Here is an 18,597-nt window from a genome sequence, read left to right on the forward strand (position 1 = left end):
TCCCCTGTGGGGGCGGGCGCACCTGAGTTTGCAAGCTCGGGCTGGAGTTTAGCGTTGTTGCTTGTGGCCTCATCGCGGGCAAGCCCCCTCCCACATTTGCAACGCATTGCCCTGTGGGAGCGGGCTTGCTCGCGATGGCGGCGGTACTGCTGGTAGAGATTCGAGCTTAGTTAAACTCATCCCCCACCGGATACCGGCTGTCGTTCAGACTCTCTTTGATCTTGCGCAAGTGCGGCTGGAAATCCACCCCGCGACGCAATGTCATGCCGGTGGCCAGCACATCCAGCACGGTCAGTTGGATGATCCGCGACGTCATCGGCATGTAGATATCCGTGTCTTCCGGGAGTGGAATATTCAGGCTCACCGTACTGGCCTTGGCCAACGGTGAGTTCTCGGCGGTCACGCCCAGCACCGAGGCGCCGTTACTGCGTGCGATACGCGCCACTTCCACCAGCTCGCGGGTACGCCCGGTGTAGGAAATGATCACGAACAGCTCACCGGTATGGGCCACCGAGGCGATCATGCGCTGCATCAGTACGTCGGCGTGGGCGGTGACCGCCAGGTTGAAACGGAAGAACTTATGCAGGGCGTCCATGGCCACCGGGGCCGAAGCACCGAGGCCGAAGAAGTGGATCTGCCGAGCCTGGATCAGCAGGTCCACGGCCTTGCTGATCAGGTTCGGGTCCAGGGCCTGGCAGGCGCTGTCCAAGGAGGCGATGGCACTGCCAAAGATCTTCTGCGTGTAGGCCTCCGGGTTATCATCGGCCTCCACGGCGCGGCTGACATAAGCCGCGCCACTGGCCAGGCTTTGCGCCAACTGCAATTTGAGTTCAGGGTAACCGCTCACGCCGAATGAACGGCAGAAACGGTTGACCGTCGGTTCACTGACCGAGGCGGCCTGGGCGAGGGCGGCGATCGAGAAGCGTGTGGCCTGCTGCGGGTTGAGCAGGATGACTTCAGCGACTTTGCGCTCTGCCTTGTTCAAGTCTTCGAGGCGGCTCTGGATCTGCTCCAGAAGATTTCGCACGCGGTCCATTCAGTCTTTCCTTCGGGCGACGATGCAAATTAAGGGCGGCAAGCAATCGACGAGCGGCCTTTTGCGGTGGCCTATCCTACTGAGGGTAGCTGAACACCACCACTCGCAATGCGTATTTCGGGAAAATGTTGTGGTTATTACTACATTTTTCCTTGAGTGATACCTTGAAAAAGGGTATTTGTAGCTTAACTTGATAAAAGAACAAACATCATGCCTTCGATAACCGTGGAACCCTGCACCTTTGCCCTGTTTGGCGCCTTGGGTGATCTGGCGCTACGCAAGTTATTTCCTGCCCTCTATCAGTTGGATGGTGCAGGTCTGTTGCACGAAGACACGCGCATCCTGGCCCTGGCCCGTGAAGCCGGCTCCGAGCAGCAGCACCTGGCCCATATCGAAAAAGAACTGCGTAAATACGTCGGCAAGGAACTGGACGACAGCATCGCCCAGCGTTTCCTGGCGCGTCTGACCTACGTCCATGTCGACTTTATGAAAGCCGACGACTACGTGGCCCTGGCTGAAAAAGCCGGCACCGAACAACGCCTGATTGCCTACTTCGCCACTCCGGCGGCGGTGTATGGCGCGATCTGCGAAAATTTGTCCAAGGTCGGCCTGGCGGACAACACCCGCGTGGTGCTGGAAAAACCCATCGGTTCGGACCTGGAGTCCTCGCGCAAGGTCAACGACGCCGTGGCGCAGTTTTTCCCGGAAAACCGCACCTACCGCATCGACCATTACCTGGGCAAAGAGACCGTTCAAAACCTGATTGCGCTGCGTTTTGCCAACAGCCTGTTCGAGACCCAGTGGAACCAGCACTACATTTCCCACGTAGAAATTACCGTGGCGGAGCAAGTGGGCATTGAAGGTCGTTGGGGTTATTTCGACAAAGCCGGCCAGCTGCGGGACATGATCCAGAATCACCTGTTGCAGCTGCTTTGCCTGATCGCCATGGACCCACCGGCCGACCTGTCCGCCGACAGCATCCGTGACGAGAAGGTCAAGGTGCTCAAGGCCCTGGCGCCGATCAGCCCGGACGGCCTTACCACCCAAGTGGTGCGTGGCCAGTACATCGCCGGCTACAGCGCCGGCAAGCCGGTGCCGGGATACCTGGAAGAAGAAAACTCCAACACCCAGAGCGACACCGAAACCTTCGTCGCCTTGCGTGCCGATATCCGTAACTGGCGTTGGGCCGGTGTGCCGTTCTACCTGCGTACCGGCAAGCGCATGCCGCAAAAGCTGTCGCAGATCGTTATCCACTTCAAGGAACCGTCCCACTATATCTTCGCCCCCGAGCAGCGCCTGCAGATCAGCAACAAACTGATCATCCGCCTGCAACCGGACGAAGGGATTTCCTTGCGGGTAATGACCAAGGAGCAGGGCCTGGACAAAGGCATGCAACTGCGCAGCGGCCCGCTGCAACTGAATTTTTCCGACACCTACCGCAGTACGCGCATTCCTGATGCCTACGAGCGTTTGCTGTTGGAAGTGATGCGCGGCAATCAGAACCTGTTTGTTCGCAAAGATGAAATCGAAGCCGCGTGGAAGTGGTGTGACCAGTTGATCGCCGGTTGGAAAAAATCCGGTGATGCGCCCAAGCCGTATGCGGCGGGCTCCTGGGGGCCGATGAGCTCCATTGCACTGATCACGCGGGATGGGAGGTCATGGTATGGCGATATCTGAATTGAAACTGCCGCAGGGCGTCAGCGCCCATGAGTACCGTACGCCTGCGTTGCTGGCGGACGGTTTGGCCAACGATGTGGCCGAACAATTGCGCACGGCCATCAGCGCCCGTGGCGAAGCGACGCTGGTGGTGTCTGGTGGGCGCAGCCCGGTGGCGTTTTTCCAGAACCTGGCCAAGCAGGGCCTGGACTGGTCCAAGGTCACCATCACCCTCGCCGATGAGCGCTGGGTGCCGGTAGAGCATGCCGACAGCAATGCCGGCCTATTGAAGAAATATCTGCTGCAGGGCCCGGCCGCCAAGGCGCGGTTCCTCAGTTTGTACAGCGCCACCGCGAACCTGGAAGAGGCTGCCGAGCAGGCCGATCGCCTGCTGGCCGAACTGCCCGCCATCGATGTGCTGGTGCTGGGCATGGGCGATGACGGCCACACCGCGTCGTTGTTTCCAAACAGCCCGAACCTGAACGAAGCCCTGCAGCCCGACGGTACCCGCCGTTGCTGGCCCATGCTGGCGCCGACCGTGCCGCACCAGCGCCTGACCATGAGTCGCGCGTTGCTGGCCACGGCCCGCTACACCGTGCTGTCGATCTCCGGCAGTTCGAAATTGACCACTTTGAGCGCCGCGCTGGCCAGTGACGACGTCGCCGCCATGCCGATTCGCGCGTTTCTGCAACCTACTTTAGAGATTTACTGGTGCCCATGAGCCAAGGATCAGCCGCTATGAAAAGCCCTCAACCGACCGTGTCCATGGCGGATAAAGTTGCCTTGATCGACAGCCTCTGCGCCAAGGCGCGGATCCTGCCGGTGATCACCATCGCCCGCGAACAGGACATTCTGCCCCTGGCCGATGCCCTGGCGGCCGGCGGCCTGACGGCGCTGGAAGTGACCCTGCGTTCGGAGTTCGGCCTCAAGGCCATTCAGGTGCTGCGCGAGCAGCGCCCTGAACTGTGCACCGGCGCCGGCACCGTGTTGGATCGGCACATGCTGGAGGCCGCGGAAGTGGCCGGCTCGCAGTTTATCGTCACCCCCGGGATTACCCGCGACTTGCTCGAAGCCTCGGTGCACAGCCCGATCCCGCTGTTGCCGGGTATCAGCAATGCGTCCGGCATCATGGAAGGCTATGGCCTGGGCTACCGTCGTTTCAAATTGTTCCCCGCTGAAGTCAGCGGTGGCGTAGCGGCAATCAAGGCCCTGGGCGGCCCGTTCGGCGAAGTGAAATTCTGCCCGACCGGCGGCGTCGGCCCGGCCAATATCAAAAGCTACATGGCGTTGAAAAACGTGATGTGCGTGGGCGGCAGCTGGATGCTCGACCCAGAGTGGGTCAAGAACGGCGACTGGGCACGCATCCAGGAAGTTACCGCCCAGGCCCTGGCGCTGTTGGATTGATCTGATTTACCGAATCGTTGTTGCTGTGCTTAACGGCATTTTTGCGGTGCACTTGGTCGGTGTACCGCTTTTTTTTGCCTGCAATAAAACTGCGCCTGCTTTTATAGAGGGCTGCGGTGCAGTTCGGTGATGGCATTGGCCAGATGATGGATGTCCGCCACCGAGGTGACCAACCCGGGGGTGATCCGGATACACGTCCCGAACGAGGCCCCGACACGGGTCGTGGTGAAGACGTTGTAGTCCTTGAGCAAACGGTCCGCCATCGCCTGCTGGTCCCGACCGCTGAATTTGAAAGCACTAATCCCGCAATACAGCCTCGGGTCATCCGGCGTCAGCACCTCGATCCCCGGCAATGACCGTACCTGGCTCACCCATGTATCCCGCAGGTAATTGACCCGCGCACCTTTGGCAGCCGCGCCACCCAGTGCGCGATGCTCATCCAATACCAGTGGCAAGGTCATCAGCGCCGGAAAATTCGGCGTGCTGTAGGACGTCCGCGCGCGTACATCGGTGATGGGGTAGTGGAACTCGCCCATGTCCGGGTCGATATCGGCCAGGCGCTCGGGGGCGATATACAGGAAGCCCAGGGTCAACGGTGCGCCGATCCATTTGTGCAGGTTGAACCCGGCGAACTGGATGCCCAGATCGGCCAAGTTGAAGTCGATCTGGCCAAGGGCGTGGGCACCGTCGAGGATCACGTCAACACCGTGCGTCCGTGCCGCCTGAGCAATGGCGGCCACTGGCATTACCAGCCCGGTGCGATGGGTAACGTGGGTCATGGCCATCAGCTTGAGACGCGGGTATTGGGCGAAGGCATCACGATAGGTCTGTAGCAGGCTGTCGAAACTGGCCGGATGGGCGTGGGACAGTTCGATAACCTCCACACCGCGATGCGCCGCCAGCCAGCGCATCGCGCCCTTGACCGTGTCGTACTCCAGATCGCTGATCAGCACTTGGTCACCCGGTTGCAGGCGGTTGTAGTTGCGGATCAGCGACTGCAAGGCTTCGGTGGCGTTGCGGGTGAATGCCACCGACTCGGGTTCCACCTCTATCAAGGCGGCGAGCTGGCGCCGGATCTCGATGTTTTCGCCCTGTTCGAAACGCTGGCGCACATACACCGCATTGCTGCGGTTGATAAACGCCACATGCTCCAGGTACTGGGCCTGCACCGCGCGGCTCATGCGGCCGAAGTAACCGTTCTCAAGATTGATAGGGCCTGGCTCGCAGTCATAGCGTTGAGCGATGGCTTGCCAATGCGCTTCGTTTTGGGCGTTGCTGGGCATGGGTGGGCTCTTAATGGCGTGGGGCAGGCTTGCCGTGTTTGGCGCGCAGCGGTTCGAGCAGTTCTGACAGACCGTTGTGGTCAATTTCCTGCATCAGCGCCAGCAGACCACCCAATTCGCCGTGGGGGAAACCTTCGCGAGCGAACCAGTTCAGGTAGGGGCCTGGCAAGTCGGCAATGATCCGCCCTTTGTATTTGCCGAAAGGCATTTCGCGGGTGATCAACAGTTCGAGCTTTTCCGGGTTCATGAACGTCAGACGGTTACGAGAGGAGCTTGGAAAATACAGGCATTCTGCATGAAGGCCAAATGACAGATCATGCAAATAACGTACATACAGATGGTTAAATATTTCGTAAATGATTGAATTTAAACAATAAAGTTATTTTTTAAAACCTGGCACGGGCGCTGCAATCATTAAGACAACCTTTCTCAACCCACATAAGGAATTGGAAAATGACTGACATCAACAAAGAATCGATCTCCGTACTTAACGACCTGATCGAAACCAGCATCGACGGCCAAAAAGGCTTTAAAGAGTGCGCTGAAGATATTAAGCACCCAGAACTCAAGGCGCTGTTTGCTAAGCGTTCTGCCGATTGCGCCACCGCTGCCGCCGAGCTGAAAACCGCCGTGCGTGCCTTGGGTGGCGATCCGGAAGATTCCGGCAGCGTTGCCGGCGCACTGCACCGTGGCTGGGTCGACGTGAAGTCGATGGTTACCGGTAAAGATGAAGAGGCTGTGCTGAACGAAGCCGAGCGCGGTGAGGACCACGCACTGAAGGCTTATCGTGAAGCGATCGAGAAGATCAACAAGCACAACCTGCTGGGCATTCGTGACTTGGTTGAGCGTCAGTACCACGGCGTGCAACGCAATCACGACCAGGTTAAAGCCCTGCGTAACCAGGCTCGCGCTCAGTCGTAAGCTTACCGCCTAGTCAATGTGGGAGGGGGCTTGCCCCCGATAGCAGTGAATCAGTCGATGTTTGAATGACTGACTCACCGCAATCGGGGCAAGCCCTCTCCCACATTTGTATTCAGCCGATGCTGATCGGCGGCAGCTCGGTCAAGGTCACCACCTGCTGTTTACGCGGCGCAAGAATCTCTGCCTCGCCATCCACTACCAACTCGTCGCGCTGGTTGAACACGCGAGTGGCAATCCGCACGCGGAACTTGGGCAGTTTCTCCAGGATTTCCAGGCGCACCGTCAGGGTGTCGCCGATCTTCACCGGCTTCTGAAAGCTCATCTGCTGACCGATATAAATCGTGCCCGGCCCAGGCAGTTCGCAGGCTACGGCTGCGCTGATCAAAGCGCCGCTGAACATGCCGTGGGCGATACGCTCCTTGAACATCGTGGCCTTGGCGTATTCGGCGTCTAGGTGCACCGGGTTGTGATCGCCGGACATTGCCGCGAACAGCTGGATGTCGCGCTCTTCGACAGTCTTGCTGTAGCTGGCGGTCTGGCCGACTTCAAGGGCTTCATACGGGGTGTTGGTTACCTGGGTCATCTAAGAGCGCATCCTGTGGCTAATCGGTAATTTAATTTGCTGATTTTAAAGGAAAATTTATTCGCAGCGGGCAGGCCGTTGCAAACTCAGGGCGTGATCCAGCCATGTCACCACATCCGCCGTGACTTGCGTGCGGTTGGTTTCATTGAACACTTCATGGCGCGCCTGGGGGTAAATAGTCAGTTGCAGGTGCTGGCAGCCGGCCGCTTGCAGGGCTTGAGCCAGATGGGTGAGACGCTTGCCCTCGCTCACCGGATCACATTCGCCGCCCATCACCAGAATCGGCAGGCCTGGATCGATCTGCGCGAGGTTGGACGCTTTGCTGATCTGCTGCAAGCCGCCTAGCAAATCCACCCACAGTTGGTTGGTGCAACGAAAACCGCAGAGGGGATCGTTGATGTACTTATCCACCTCATCCGGGTCGCGACTGAGCCAGTCGAAGGCCGTGCGGTTAGGTTTGAACGCTTTGTTGAAAGAGCCAAACGACAGGAAGTCGATCACTGCGCTGCGCCCCCGCAGGCCCTGGCGCAGGCGTTCGGCGCGAGCGATCAGGCGCGCGGCGCGGTATAGCGCCACCGGCTGGAAATTCGACCCGCTGAGAATCGCCCCATGCAGGCTGGCACTGTGGTGCAGCAGATAAGCCTGGGCGATATAACTGCCCATGCTGTGCCCCAACAGTACGATCGGCAGCCCCGGATGCTGTTGGCCGATGTGTTGGTTGAGGCTGGCCAGGTCGCCTACCACTTTGTTCCAGCCATCGTGCTCGGCGAACAACCCCAGAGTGCCTTCATCGGCGGTCCGTCCATGGCCTCGCTGGTCCAGCGCGTACACACCGTAGCCCGCATCGCACAGGGCCTCGGCCAGGCGGGCGTAGCGCCCACTGTGCTCGGCCATGCCGTGGGACACCATTACCACAGCCTGGAGCGGCCCCTGTGGCAGCCATTGGTTGACGTATAGGCGGGTATGGTCGTTCGCAGTCAGCCAGAAGGTGCTGTGGTTCATGGCGGTTCCTTTGCTCGGTGTCGTTGCAGTGTATCGCTGATCTTCTGGCAAGCGGCTGATCAGTACAGGCCCTTGTAGGAAGATTCACGCAGTTGATGACACTCTTTCCTGTATTTGCCTGATTGGCCATAGCTGCTAACGTCCCCAAAGCTCCGCTTTCCATCGCAGCATAAAAGCGGCCGGACACACTCAGGTACAGAGGACAAGAATAATGCAACCTGATTTCTGGAATGACAAACGCGCGGCGGGCGTTCCCAATGACATCGACCTCACCACCTACAAGTCGGTGATCGAAGTCTTCGAGCGTTCCTGCAAAGCCTTTGCCGACCGTCCGGCATTCAGCAATATGGGGGTGACCCTGACCTACGCCGAGCTTGAGCGCCAGAGCGCGGCGTTCGCCGGTTACCTGCAGCATCACACCGACCTCAAGCCCGGCGAGCGCATCGCCGTGCAGATGCCCAACGTATTGCATTACCCCATCGCGGTGTTCGGGGCGCTGCGCGCCGGGTTGATCGTGGTCAACACCAACCCGTTGTACACCCCGCGGGAAATGCGCCACCAATTCAAGGATGCCGGCGTGCGGGCGCTGGTCTACCTCAACCTGTTCGGATCGCGGGTGCAGGAAGTGTGTGCCGACACCGAGATTGACTACCTGATCGAAGCCAAAATGGGCGATTTCTTGCCCGCCGCCAAAGGCTGGCTGGTCAACACCGTGGTCGACAAGGTCAAGAAGATGGTCCCGGCCTATCACCTGCCACGCGCGGTTTCGTTCAAGCGTGCCCTGCGCATGGGCGCGGGCCTGGGTGTGACCCGCCACCCGGTGACCCTGGATGACATCGCCGTGTTGCAATACACCGGCGGCACCACCGGCCTGGCCAAGGGCGCGATGCTGACCCACGGCAATCTGGTGGCCAATATGCAGCAGGCGCGGGCGTGCATGTCCCAGGTCAGCGATAACGGCCAGCCGCTGGTACGGGAAGGGCAGGAAGTGATGATCGCGCCGCTGCCGCTCTACCATATCTATGCCTTTACGGCGAACTGCATGTGCATGATGGTGACCGGCAACCACAACGTGCTGATCACCAACCCGCGCGACATCGGCGGGTTTATCAAAGAGCTGAAAAAGTGGCGGTTTTCCTGCCTGCTGGGGTTGAACACCCTGTTTGTCGCGCTGATGGACCATCCGGATTTCAAGACCCTGGATTTCTCGCACCTCAAGATCACCAATTCCGGCGGTACCGCGCTGGTCAAGGCCACCGCCGAGCGCTGGGAGGCCCTGACCGGCTGTACCATCGGCGAAGGCTACGGCCTGACCGAAACCTCGCCGGTGGCCAGCACCAACCCCTACGGTAGCCAATCGCGGCTGGGCACCGTGGGTATTCCAGTGCCGGGTACGGCCATGAAGGTGATCGATGACGAAGGCCGCGAATTGCCCCTCGGGGAGCGTGGCGAACTGTGCATCAAAGGCCCACAGGTGATGAAGGGCTACTGGCAGCAACCGGCGGCAACCGCCGACACCCTGGATGCCGAAGGGTGGTTGAAAACCGGTGATATTGCGGTAATCGACACCGATGGCTTTGTGAGCATTGTGGACCGCAAGAAAGACCTGATCATCGTCTCCGGCTTCAACGTGTACCCCAACGAAATCGAAGACGTGGTGATGGCCCACCCAGCAGTGGCCAGCTGCGCGGTGATCGGCGTGCCGGACGAGCGCACGGGGGAGGCGGTGAAGCTGTTCGTGGTGGCGCGGGCTCAGGGGGTCAGCCTTGAAGAGCTGAAGGCGTACTGCAAGAGCAACTTCACCGGCTACAAGGTGCCCAAGCACATCGTGTTGCGTGAGTCGTTGCCGATGACGCCGGTGGGCAAGATCCTGCGCAGGGAGCTGCGCGACATCGCCTGACCCTGAAGTGAAGTGCAATAAAAATGTGGGAGGGGGCTTGCCCCCCGATGACAGCGCAACAGTCACCATTTGTATCGACTGTTTAATGCCATCGGGGGCAAGCCCCCTCCCACATTTGTCTGTGTTTAATCTGTTAAACCTTGTTCTAGAGCCTTTTTTGCGGATATAGAATCTTTGCTCTAAAAATGACCATTGGATATTCATGAGTCATGTTTATGACTGTAGGGCCCTCTTTTGGCTCTAGTCGGCCCTCGGCAAAGCTGCTACTCTCGGCGCGCTTTGTGACCTCTCGGCCTGCTTGAACGCGCCAGACTCACCTTAAAACTTAAAAAACATACACCAATAATAATCGCATCAAATGCGATGATGAATTCGCGTCGCTGAGGAGTGGGCTTCCATGAACGAAGACTTTTGGAAGGATAAGTACCCCGCCGGGATTGCTGCAGACATCAATCCAGACGAGTATCCAAATATTCAGGCGGTACTTAAACAGTCCTGCCAGCGCTTCGCTAACAAACCGGCGTTCAGCAACCTGGGCAAGACAATCACCTACGGTGAGTTGTACGAATTGTCCGGCGCCTTCGCCGCCTACCTGCAACAGCATACCGACTTGAAGCCTGGCGATCGAATCGCCGTGCAACTACCCAACGTTCTGCAATACCCAGTCGCTGTGTTCGGTGCCATCCGCGCCGGCCTGATTGTGGTCAACACCAACCCGCTGTACACCGCGCGGGAAATGGAACACCAGTTCAACGATTCCGGCGCCAAGGCGCTGGTCTGCCTGGCCAACATGGCTCACTTGGCGGAAAAGGTCGTGCCCAAGACCGCCGTCAAGCATGTGATCGTCACCGAAGTCGCGGACCTGCTGCCGCCGCTCAAGCGCCTGCTGATCAACAGCGTCATCAAGTACGTGAAGAAAATGGTCCCGGCGTATCACTTGCCCCAGGCGATCAAATTCAATGACGTGCTCGCCAAGGGACGCGGTCAACCGGTCAGCGACGCTAACCCGGTCAGTAGCGACGTGGCCGTGCTGCAATACACCGGCGGCACCACCGGCGTCGCCAAGGGCGCAATGCTGACCCACCGCAACCTCGTGGCCAACATGCTGCAGTGCAAGGCGCTGATGGGCTCCAACCTCAATGAAGGTTGCGAGATCCTGATCACACCGCTGCCGCTGTACCACATCTATGCGTTCACCTTTCATTGCATGGCGATGATGCTGATCGGCAACCACAACATCCTGATCAGCAACCCGCGCGACCTGCCGGCGATGGTCAAGGAGCTGTCGAAGTGGAAGTTCAGCGGCTTTGTCGGCCTGAACACGCTGTTCGTAGCGTTGTGCAACAACGAAGCCTTCCGCAAGCTGGACTTCTCCGCGCTGAAGGTCACCCTCTCCGGCGGTATGGCCCTGCAACTGGCAGCGGCCGAGCGTTGGAAAGCCGTGACCGGTTGCGGTATCTGCGAAGGTTACGGCATGACCGAGACCAGCCCGGTGGCCACCGTGAACCCGATCCAGCATATCCAGATCGGCACCATCGGCATTCCGGTGCCTTCGACGGTGTGCAAGGTCATCGCCGACGATGGCACCGAGCTGCCGTTGGGTGAAACCGGCGAGCTGTGCGTCAAGGGCCCACAAGTGATGAAGGGCTACTGGCAGCGCCAGGATGCCACCGACGAGATGCTCGACAGCGACGGTTGGCTCAAGACCGGCGACATCGCGATCATCCAGCCCGATGGCTATATGCGCATCGTTGATCGCAAGAAAGACATGATCCTGGTCTCCGGCTTCAACGTGTACCCCAACGAGCTGGAAGACGTACTGGCGGGCCTGCCGGGCGTGTTGCAGTGTGCAGCCATCGGCGTGCCGGACGAGAAGTCCGGGGAACACATCAAGCTGTTTATTGTGGTCAAGCCGGGTGCGACCCTGACCAAGGAGCAGGTGATGGAGCACATGCGCGCCAACGTCACTGGCTACAAGGTGCCCAAGGCGGTGGAATTCCGCGATGCCTTGCCGACGACCAACGTCGGCAAGATCCTGCGTCGCGAGCTGCGCGATGAAGAGCTGAAGAAGCTCGGTCTTAAAAAGTAACGCAATTCAAATGTGGGAGGGGGCCAAGCCACCTCCCACATTTTTTCTGACCGCGGCTCTTACAGGGCAAACTGCGCGAAGTTCACACCCGCACCCGCCGGGCGCACATCTTTCAAGAACGAATCCTTATCCGCGCTCAGCTCCAGAGTGATCTCCGGTTTGCGCTTGCCCGCATTACGCACCACCAGCCCTTCGAGTTTCTCGCGCAGAAACACCGTCGGCACCTTCAGATGCAACAACTGGTCGGTCTCGGCGTTGTGCATCAGCAGGTGAATCCACTCGTACTGGCCCACCGCAATCCGTGCCACCGGCAGATCGAACCACCAGATGTTGCGTTTGCGGTCCAGGTCGGTGAAATGGCAGTTGTTGACGCCGAGTACGGCTCCGCCCAGTTCCTGGTTTCTGCGAGCAATGGCCTGTGCTTTATTGAGTTTCATAACCTTCCTACGGGATCTGTTATTCAGCCTTATAGCCTGAATGTGCCGCGCATTCTCATGGGTTGGCCGCAAAACATAAAGCCCAACCTGTGCGCACCGATCAAATGCACCCTGAAAATAATTGAAACTCTGCCGAATCCGCTCCGGTCAATCTTCATGTAACGACCAATAACCCTTGATTGTTCTTTCGGAGAAATACCATGGGCAGCACAGCGGATAAGGCAAAAGGCTTGGCCAACGAAGCGGTCGGCAACATTAAGCAAGGTGTCGGCAAAGCCACCGATAACGACAAAATGCGCGCTGAAGGCGTCGTCCAAGAGAAGAAGGGCGAAGCTCAGCAGGCGGTCGGCAAAACCAAAGATGCCGTTAAAAAAGCCACCAAGTAACGCTGGCTTTGGCGGGTGTGAACTCGCCGTCCTGCGGCCATCCACGGATGGCCGTTTTTGTGTCGCCTGCTGCAACTAAAGTTTGGAAATTGTTTCAAAGTCGCCAGATGGGCTACTTTGATGTAGAAAACGGCCCTTGAGTCGCCCATGACCTTATCCTCTTTGCGGCGAAAGGAGACGCTATGATTTTTCCTGTACTTGATGGTCTCAAGCTGCACAAAGTGCTGTTGCGCACCGTCAAGGAATTCGTCGACGACGAAATGCCCACCTATGCCTCGGCGCTGGCTTACCAGATGCTGTTCTCGCTGTTTCCGTTCCTACTGTTTTTGATTGCGCTGATTGGTTTTCTGCACCTGCCGGACTTCTTCAGTTGGCTACGCCTGCAATCGGAGCTGGTGCTGCCGCCCCAGGCGTTGGAGCAGGTCAATCCGGTGATCGACCAGTTGCAGCAATCCAAGGGTGGCCTGCTGTCGGTGGGTATCGTGATCGCGCTGTGGACGGCCTCGGCCGGCGTGCGCCTGATGATGAGCGCCATGAACGCTGCCTACGATGTGGTTGAAGGTCGGCCGATCTGGAAGCGTTTTCCGCTGTCGATCTTTTACACCGTAGGCATCGCCGGGATGTTGCTCGCCGCCGCCGCGCTGATGGTGCTTGGCCCACAGGTGATGGAGTGGCTGGCCGGGCAGATCGGCATGCAGGAATTCGTGGTCACCCTGTGGACCATCGTGCGTTGGCCGCTGATCGTGATTCTGCTGATGTTCGCCGTGGCGCTGATGTACTACGTGATGCCCGATGTCGAACAGAAATTTCGCTTTATCACCCCCGGTTCCGTACTGGCGGTGGTGGTGTGGATCATTGCCTCGCTGGGGTTTGGCTACTACGTCAAGACCTTCGCCGATTACAACGCCATGTACGGCAGCATCGGTGCGATCATCGTGCTGCTCCTATACTTTTACATCTCATCCGCCGTGCTGTTACTGGGTGCGGAGATGAATGCGGTGATTGAACACATGTCAGCCGAAGGCAAGGAACCGGGGGCCAAGGATTTCGATGAGCCGCCGGTCCATGAGAAACAACATGTTTCCGGCCTTGGCCGTGACCATTCCATTAAGCCCACTACTGACGAAGCCTGATTAATGATCCGTGAAATCCTGAAAATGGGCGATGAACGCTTGCTACGCATCGCCCCTCCGGTTCCGCCGGAAATGTTCGACAGCCCCGAACTGTGGCAACTGATCGATGACATGTTCCAGACCATGGAGCATGTGGGCGGTGTAGGCCTTGCCGCGCCGCAGATCGGCGTGGATCTGCAATTGGTGATCTTCGGTTTTGAGAGCAGCGAGCGCTACCCGGACGCGCCGGCCGTGCCCCAGACCATCCTGATCAACCCACTGATCACGCCACTCAGCCCGGTGCTGGAAGAGGGCTTCGAAGGTTGCCTGTCGGTGCCTGGCCTGCGCGGTGCGGTGAACCGCTACCAGCAGATCCGTTATGAAGGTTTCGATCCCAAGGGCGAGCCTATCGTGCGCTTTGCCGATGGCTTCCATGCGCGGGTGGTGCAACACGAATGCGACCATCTGATCGGCCGGTTATACCCATCGCGCATCACCGACTTCAGCAAGTTCGGCTTCATCGACGTGATGTTCCCGGAGTTGGATCCCGCCACGGCGGATTAACCAAAGAAATGCCGATCAGCATGTGGAAAAAGGGGCTTTCCCAATAGCCTTAGTTAGCTACACAAAATCCAAGCCTGCGCACCACAGGGGATCGGCCCATAAAGTGGTTGTGGTGAGCGGGCTTGCCCCGCGCCGGGCCGCGAAGCGGCCCTCTCTCCAGACACCGCGGTGTGCCAGACAAAAAGCATGGGCCCATTCCCTCTCGGTCACCTGCTATCCGAGGGCGGCCTCACTCCCGATTCCAAGCCCATCGCGATCATCGGTTTGTTGCGCTTGTAACGCACCAGCCGCTCGCCGAGGGACTGCGGCAATCGCGTGTCCTGGGTAAAGCCTATCCGCTGATACAACCGCTCCAAGTCAGGATGGCACAACAACCATACCGTGCCCTCGGCTGACGCCACTGCCTCAAGGATCAACCGCGTCGCCAAACCCTGGCTGCGATAATCCGGCGCCACAAACACGCCCGTCAGCCACTGCCCGCCCACCACGGGTGTCAGGCACAACCCGGCGACAATGTCGCCATCGCGCGCCACCCATAAACGCCCGCCCTTGAGCGCCTTCATCGATGAATCGTGGCGGCGGTAAAACTTGTTCAGCAGCGGCCATAGGGGCTCTGGCAGTGGATCAATGGGCAACTCGGGCATGGTATTCAAGCAGGCGTCGTGATGGGGGCCAAGATTATAAGCGCCTTCTGCCGGGCAATAGGTGGTATACCCAATGCTGCATCCCTTCACAGTGGAGTACGCAGCATGGCTAAAGGCATGGATTCAAAGAAAGCCGCGAAGAAAAAACCGGCAAAGACCGCCGATGAAAAACGCGCAGACAAGAAAGCCAAGAAATCCGAAACAGGTCTGTTCGGGCACTAATCAGCAAACGCCTGCTCGCTCAGGTGCGAGCAGGCTCGCGAAGCCATTCGACGACACGATCATCCTGGATGAACGCAGCGTTCTTGGAGGCTTCGCGAGCAGAAAACTCGCGGCCAGTGACGTCAGATGGCCGCCAGGGTTTCTTTCAACGTTCGCGCCTGAGGCTCAGCTGTCTTTGCCGCTACTTGTTGTTCCTGTTGCTGCTTCAAGCGTTCAGCCACTTGCTTGGAAATCGCGTCCTGCTTTTCCTGGGACATATTCTGCACATCCGCCTCGGTCAGCCCTTGTTCCTTGAGCAATTGCTCGCGGATGCGTTCGGCAGGGGATTTGCTCATATAGTCAGTGAATTCCGCGCGAGCCCCGGAAGCCGAGTTGGTTGCCGGTACTTCACTGGCGGTACTGGCTGTCTGTAATTGCACGCGGGTCTTGGCGAAAGCTTCATCGATACGGTCGGCGGCCTTGTCCAATTCCTTCTGCGCGGCCGGTACGGTCACGCTTTGCTGCGCCGCTTGCAGGGCGCCGCTGTACAGCGCGCTGGCGGCGGCGTTGGCGGGGTCCATGTCGGGTCGCTTGATCTGTTGAACGGTCGACACGGCTTGGGTGTTGTTGTTTACCAGCATGATCGGTCACCTGTGTAATGTTCGGTGCCACAGCTGGAGCAAATAACATGCCGAGTGCCAGACCCCCGGTTTTGCTGGGTCGGCGCGCCATCGGCGGCAACACTTATCCCGCCAACGGCCAATCGTTGCCGTCAATGGGCGATATGTTCCAGGGCCAGGTTGCGCGTGCGTGGTCCGAACCAACTGATGGTGATCATCACAATCAGCATGCTGCTGGCGATAAATGCCAGCACCCCCGGTGTGCCCAGGTGTTCGAGGATGAACCCGATCAGCAGGCTGCTGAACACCGTCGACAAGCGGCTGAACGAGTAACAGAACCCCACCGCCCGCGCACGGATATTGGTGGGGAACAGTTCGCTCTGGTACGAGTGATAACTGAAGCTCAGCCAGGCATTGCAGAAGGTGATCATCACGCCGCAGAACACCAGCCCTACCGCCGTGGTCTGTAGTGCGAACAGGCTGCCGAAGATTACGGCGCCCATGGCCGAGCCGACGATCTGCCACTTGTTTTCAAAGCGGTTGGCCACCTTCACGAACAGCAATGGCCCCAGCGGGTAGGCGAGGGTGATGATAAAGGCGTACAGCAGGCTGTGGGTCACACTCACGCCCTGACCCGACAAGAGCGCCGGCAACCAATTGCCAAAGCCGAAAAAGCCGATGGCCTGGAACACATGGAACACGATCAGCATCAACGCCCGGCGCCGATACGGCGGTTGCCAGATATCGGCAAAGCGCCCGCTGCCCTGCACGCTGACGGCCTCTGGCTCGGGCTCGTCCAGCGGTTTACCGTGATCCTTGCGGCAGCGCGCCTCCAGGCTGTCCATGATCTGTCCGGCCTCGTCGAAGCGGCCTTGTTGCGCGAGCCAGCGCGGTGACTCCGGCAAGCGCTTGCGCAGTTGCCAGATAAATAACGCAAACACCGCGCTGCTAAGCACCACCCAGCGCCAACCGGCGATGCCGAACGGCGCCTGGGGCACCAGCCACCACGACATCAACGCCACCGCCGGGACCGACAGAAACTGGATAAAAAATGCGAAGGCAAACGCCGAACTGCGCATGCGCTTGGGCACCAGTTCCGAAAGATAAGCGTCGATGGTCACCAGTTCGATGCCCAGGCCGATCCCCACCAGAAAACGCATGCCGATAATGCCCAGGGCGGATGTTTGGATACCCATCAACACCGTGGCCACCGTGTACCAGATCAGCGCAAAGGTGAAGATCGCACGACGCCCGAAGCGGTCGGCAATCGGGCTGAGCAGGCTGGTGCCAAGGAACAGGCCCAGAAAGGTCGCCGAGGCGAATGCGGCCTGGTCGGAGAAACCGAACACGCCTTCACTGCCGGTGTGAAAAATCCCATCGCTGATTAGGCCGGGGCTGATATAGGCGGTCTGGAACAGGTCATACAGCTCAAAAAAACCACCGATGGACAGCAGCGCCACCAAGCGCCAGACGGTAGCGACGGCGGGCAGGCGGTCGATGCGTGCGCTGATATGGGCGGCACGCAGCGGGTCGATACCGTCTGTGGTTGAAGCGGCGAGTGTGGACATGGTGAGCGATTCCAGGTGCAGGACCTGGAATCTTAGCTGGCTAACGGAAATCGCTGCTTGTTAAATGGCAGGGCACGCCGGGCATATTTGGCGATTTATTGCGTTTACCGCTTATGGCTCAAGATTTTATGGCGCAACAATCAATTATGCCCGTCCAGGGCGAACGCCTTGAAGCCCGCATGCTGGCTGAGCCTTTCGTAATAGGCCGCCACCGCCGGAAAATGCGGATGCTCCATCGGCGTCATGCGCCAGCGGTGCACCGACAGGCCGATAAGGATGTCGGCCAGGGTGAACTCATCGCCGGCGACGTAGGCCTGCGTCTTGGCCAGCTGCTGTTCGAGGATGGCCATCTTGTCGTTCCAGCCCTGCACGCCGGCCTGGATACGTTGCGGGTCCTGATAGTCCGGGTTTTTGCGCACCAAGGCGTGGAACGCGTAGCCCCATGACGGGTTCAGCTCGGTGGCCTGCCAGTCCATCCACTGCTCCACCCGGGCCCGGGGCGCGGGCTCGGCGGGCAGCAGATCATGCCGTTGGTAAAGGCCGACCAGGTAACGGCAAATGGTGTTGGATTCCCACAACACGCCGTGGTCATCGATCAGCACCGGCACCTGGGCGTTGGGGTTCAGGGCCATGAACTCAGCGGATTGGGTGGGTGTGTAGCCGATGCCCCAGTCTTCACGCACGTAGTCGATGCCCAGTTCCTGGCAGGTCCAGAGCACTTTTCGCACGTTGATGGAGGACGTGCGGCCCAAGATTTTCAGTGAGTGTCCCATGGTGCTTTCCTGGCGATGGAGAGAAGGACAATCTAGCAGGGGCGGCAGGTTACGGCGATATTTCCACGCGGACACGGTTGAAAGGGTGAGAGGAGCAAGCCCCTTCCCACCGGCTGAACGGTTAAGCGCTCAACAGCGCGGGGTATGCTGATCCATGGCTTTGCCGACCAGCAATACGCTCAGCTCACTCAATTGATAAATGGCCAAGGCGATATCGCGGTGTTTGCCGGTGAGGTCATCGGACAGGTTGAGCAGCAAGGTGCTGACGGAACAGACGGTTTCGTAACTGTTGATCAGCAGGGTTTCGGTGGGGGCATCGGGGGTGACGGTGAAAAGCGTATGCGCGGGATGTGGGCTTGGCATGTTGAAGAACCTGATATGGGCTGATACCTCATCGCTACTAAACGAGGGTGGCAGC

20 protein-coding genes are annotated in these 18,597 nt (G+C 59.0%); 9 read left to right on the forward strand and 11 right to left on the reverse strand.

Annotation, left to right across the window (positions count from 1 at the left end; genetic code table 11):
- Positions 1–166: 166 nt before the first annotated feature.
- Positions 167–1,027: a MurR/RpiR family transcriptional regulator gene (locus tag K1567_RS22505; protein ID WP_169868275.1), complete on the reverse strand. Its 861-nt coding sequence runs from the start codon at positions 1,025–1,027 to the stop codon at positions 167–169.
- Positions 1,028–1,246: 219 nt separating this feature from the next.
- Between K1567_RS22505 and zwf the strand changes: the two genes are divergently transcribed.
- The 3 genes from zwf to K1567_RS22520 are packed head-to-tail and all read left to right on the forward strand — an operon-like array spanning position 1,247 to position 4,096.
- The gene (gene zwf, locus K1567_RS22510) at positions 1,247–2,713 is read left to right on the forward strand and encodes a glucose-6-phosphate dehydrogenase (protein ID WP_034100057.1); all 1,467 of its coding nucleotides are present in this window, start codon (positions 1,247–1,249) and stop codon (positions 2,711–2,713) included.
- On the forward strand, positions 2,700–3,413 hold the full coding sequence (pgl, locus tag K1567_RS22515; RefSeq protein ID WP_034100055.1) for a 6-phosphogluconolactonase: 714 nt from the start codon (positions 2,700–2,702) through the stop codon (positions 3,411–3,413). The genes zwf and pgl overlap by 14 nt, the downstream gene beginning before the upstream one ends.
- Before the next feature lie 17 nt (positions 3,414–3,430).
- Complete coding sequence (locus K1567_RS22520; protein WP_026067364.1) at positions 3,431–4,096, forward strand: bifunctional 4-hydroxy-2-oxoglutarate aldolase/2-dehydro-3-deoxy-phosphogluconate aldolase; 666 nt, start codon at positions 3,431–3,433, stop codon at positions 4,094–4,096.
- 101 nt (positions 4,097–4,197) lie between these two features.
- Here K1567_RS22520 and K1567_RS22525 read toward each other — a convergent pair whose 3' ends face one another.
- A complete protein-coding gene (locus tag K1567_RS22525) occupies positions 4,198–5,379 on the reverse strand; it encodes an aminotransferase class V-fold PLP-dependent enzyme (protein WP_034114959.1) in 1,182 nt (393 codons plus the stop codon).
- 10 nt (positions 5,380–5,389) lie between these two features.
- Positions 5,390–5,626 carry a DUF3820 family protein gene (locus K1567_RS22530; protein WP_003213031.1) on the reverse strand — a complete coding sequence of 79 codons (237 nt, stop codon included), beginning with the start codon at positions 5,624–5,626 and terminating at the stop codon, positions 5,390–5,392.
- Positions 5,627–5,832: 206 nt separating this feature from the next.
- On the opposite strand from K1567_RS22530, the gene K1567_RS22535 reads away from it, so the two are divergent.
- Positions 5,833–6,300, forward strand: coding sequence for a PA2169 family four-helix-bundle protein (locus tag K1567_RS22535; RefSeq protein WP_003175720.1), 468 nt, complete (start codon positions 5,833–5,835; stop codon positions 6,298–6,300).
- A 112-nt stretch (positions 6,301–6,412) separates the two neighbouring features.
- Here the strand turns inward: K1567_RS22535 and K1567_RS22540 are convergent, their stop codons facing one another.
- Both K1567_RS22540 and K1567_RS22545 read right to left on the reverse strand, forming a co-directional pair.
- Entirely contained in the window at positions 6,413–6,883 is a 471-nt protein-coding gene (locus tag K1567_RS22540; protein WP_003175719.1) for a MaoC family dehydratase, read from the reverse strand.
- A 57-nt stretch (positions 6,884–6,940) separates the two neighbouring features.
- Positions 6,941–7,885, reverse strand: coding sequence for an alpha/beta hydrolase (locus tag K1567_RS22545; protein ID WP_169868258.1), 945 nt, complete (start codon positions 7,883–7,885; stop codon positions 6,941–6,943).
- Positions 7,886–8,096: 211 nt separating this feature from the next.
- On the opposite strand from K1567_RS22545, the gene fadD2 reads away from it, so the two are divergent.
- Both fadD2 and fadD1 read left to right on the forward strand, forming a co-directional pair.
- Complete coding sequence (gene fadD2, locus K1567_RS22550) at positions 8,097–9,785, forward strand: long-chain-fatty-acid--CoA ligase FadD2 (RefSeq protein ID WP_169868267.1); 1,689 nt, start codon at positions 8,097–8,099, stop codon at positions 9,783–9,785.
- 397 nt (positions 9,786–10,182) lie between these two features.
- Positions 10,183–11,874, forward strand: a complete 1,692-nt coding sequence (gene fadD1, locus K1567_RS22555; RefSeq protein WP_034100045.1) for a long-chain-fatty-acid--CoA ligase FadD1 — start codon at positions 10,183–10,185, stop codon at positions 11,872–11,874.
- A 59-nt stretch (positions 11,875–11,933) separates the two neighbouring features.
- Here the strand turns inward: fadD1 and K1567_RS22560 are convergent, their stop codons facing one another.
- Positions 11,934–12,311, reverse strand: coding sequence for a hypothetical protein (locus tag K1567_RS22560; RefSeq protein WP_024077075.1), 378 nt, complete (start codon positions 12,309–12,311; stop codon positions 11,934–11,936).
- Positions 12,312–12,511: 200 nt separating this feature from the next.
- Between K1567_RS22560 and K1567_RS22565 the strand changes: the two genes are divergently transcribed.
- From K1567_RS22565 to def, 3 genes are all read left to right on the forward strand, one after another.
- On the forward strand, positions 12,512–12,697 hold the full coding sequence (locus tag K1567_RS22565; RefSeq protein ID WP_034100043.1) for a CsbD family protein: 186 nt from the start codon (positions 12,512–12,514) through the stop codon (positions 12,695–12,697).
- 182 nt (positions 12,698–12,879) lie between these two features.
- Positions 12,880–13,830, forward strand: coding sequence for a YihY/virulence factor BrkB family protein (locus tag K1567_RS22570; RefSeq protein WP_034100041.1), 951 nt, complete (start codon positions 12,880–12,882; stop codon positions 13,828–13,830).
- 3 nt (positions 13,831–13,833) lie between these two features.
- Positions 13,834–14,373, forward strand: a complete 540-nt coding sequence (gene def / locus K1567_RS22575) for a peptide deformylase (RefSeq protein ID WP_034100039.1) — start codon at positions 13,834–13,836, stop codon at positions 14,371–14,373.
- A 206-nt stretch (positions 14,374–14,579) separates the two neighbouring features.
- Here def and K1567_RS22580 read toward each other — a convergent pair whose 3' ends face one another.
- The 5 genes from K1567_RS22580 to K1567_RS22600 all read right to left on the reverse strand — a co-directional run bounded on the left by K1567_RS22580 (position 14,580) and on the right by K1567_RS22600 (position 18,542).
- The gene (locus tag K1567_RS22580; RefSeq protein ID WP_034100038.1) at positions 14,580–15,017 is read right to left on the reverse strand and encodes a GNAT family N-acetyltransferase; all 438 of its coding nucleotides are present in this window, start codon (positions 15,015–15,017) and stop codon (positions 14,580–14,582) included.
- 344 nt (positions 15,018–15,361) lie between these two features.
- Positions 15,362–15,859: a hypothetical protein gene (locus K1567_RS22585; protein ID WP_047881995.1), complete on the reverse strand. Its 498-nt coding sequence runs from the start codon at positions 15,857–15,859 to the stop codon at positions 15,362–15,364.
- A 131-nt stretch (positions 15,860–15,990) separates the two neighbouring features.
- Positions 15,991–17,406: an MFS transporter gene (locus K1567_RS22590; RefSeq protein ID WP_220698868.1), complete on the reverse strand. Its 1,416-nt coding sequence runs from the start codon at positions 17,404–17,406 to the stop codon at positions 15,991–15,993.
- A gap of 140 nt (positions 17,407–17,546) precedes the next feature.
- The gene (locus K1567_RS22595) at positions 17,547–18,179 is read right to left on the reverse strand and encodes a glutathione S-transferase family protein (protein ID WP_034100034.1); all 633 of its coding nucleotides are present in this window, start codon (positions 18,177–18,179) and stop codon (positions 17,547–17,549) included.
- Positions 18,180–18,308: 129 nt separating this feature from the next.
- On the reverse strand, positions 18,309–18,542 hold the full coding sequence (locus tag K1567_RS22600; RefSeq protein ID WP_034100032.1) for a DUF6124 family protein: 234 nt from the start codon (positions 18,540–18,542) through the stop codon (positions 18,309–18,311).
- Positions 18,543–18,597: the final 55 nt, after the last annotated feature.

The organism is Pseudomonas sp. S5F11 (genome assembly GCF_019641515.1).
GTDB classification, from domain to species: Bacteria; Pseudomonadota; Gammaproteobacteria; order Pseudomonadales; family Pseudomonadaceae; genus Aquipseudomonas; species Aquipseudomonas rhodesiae.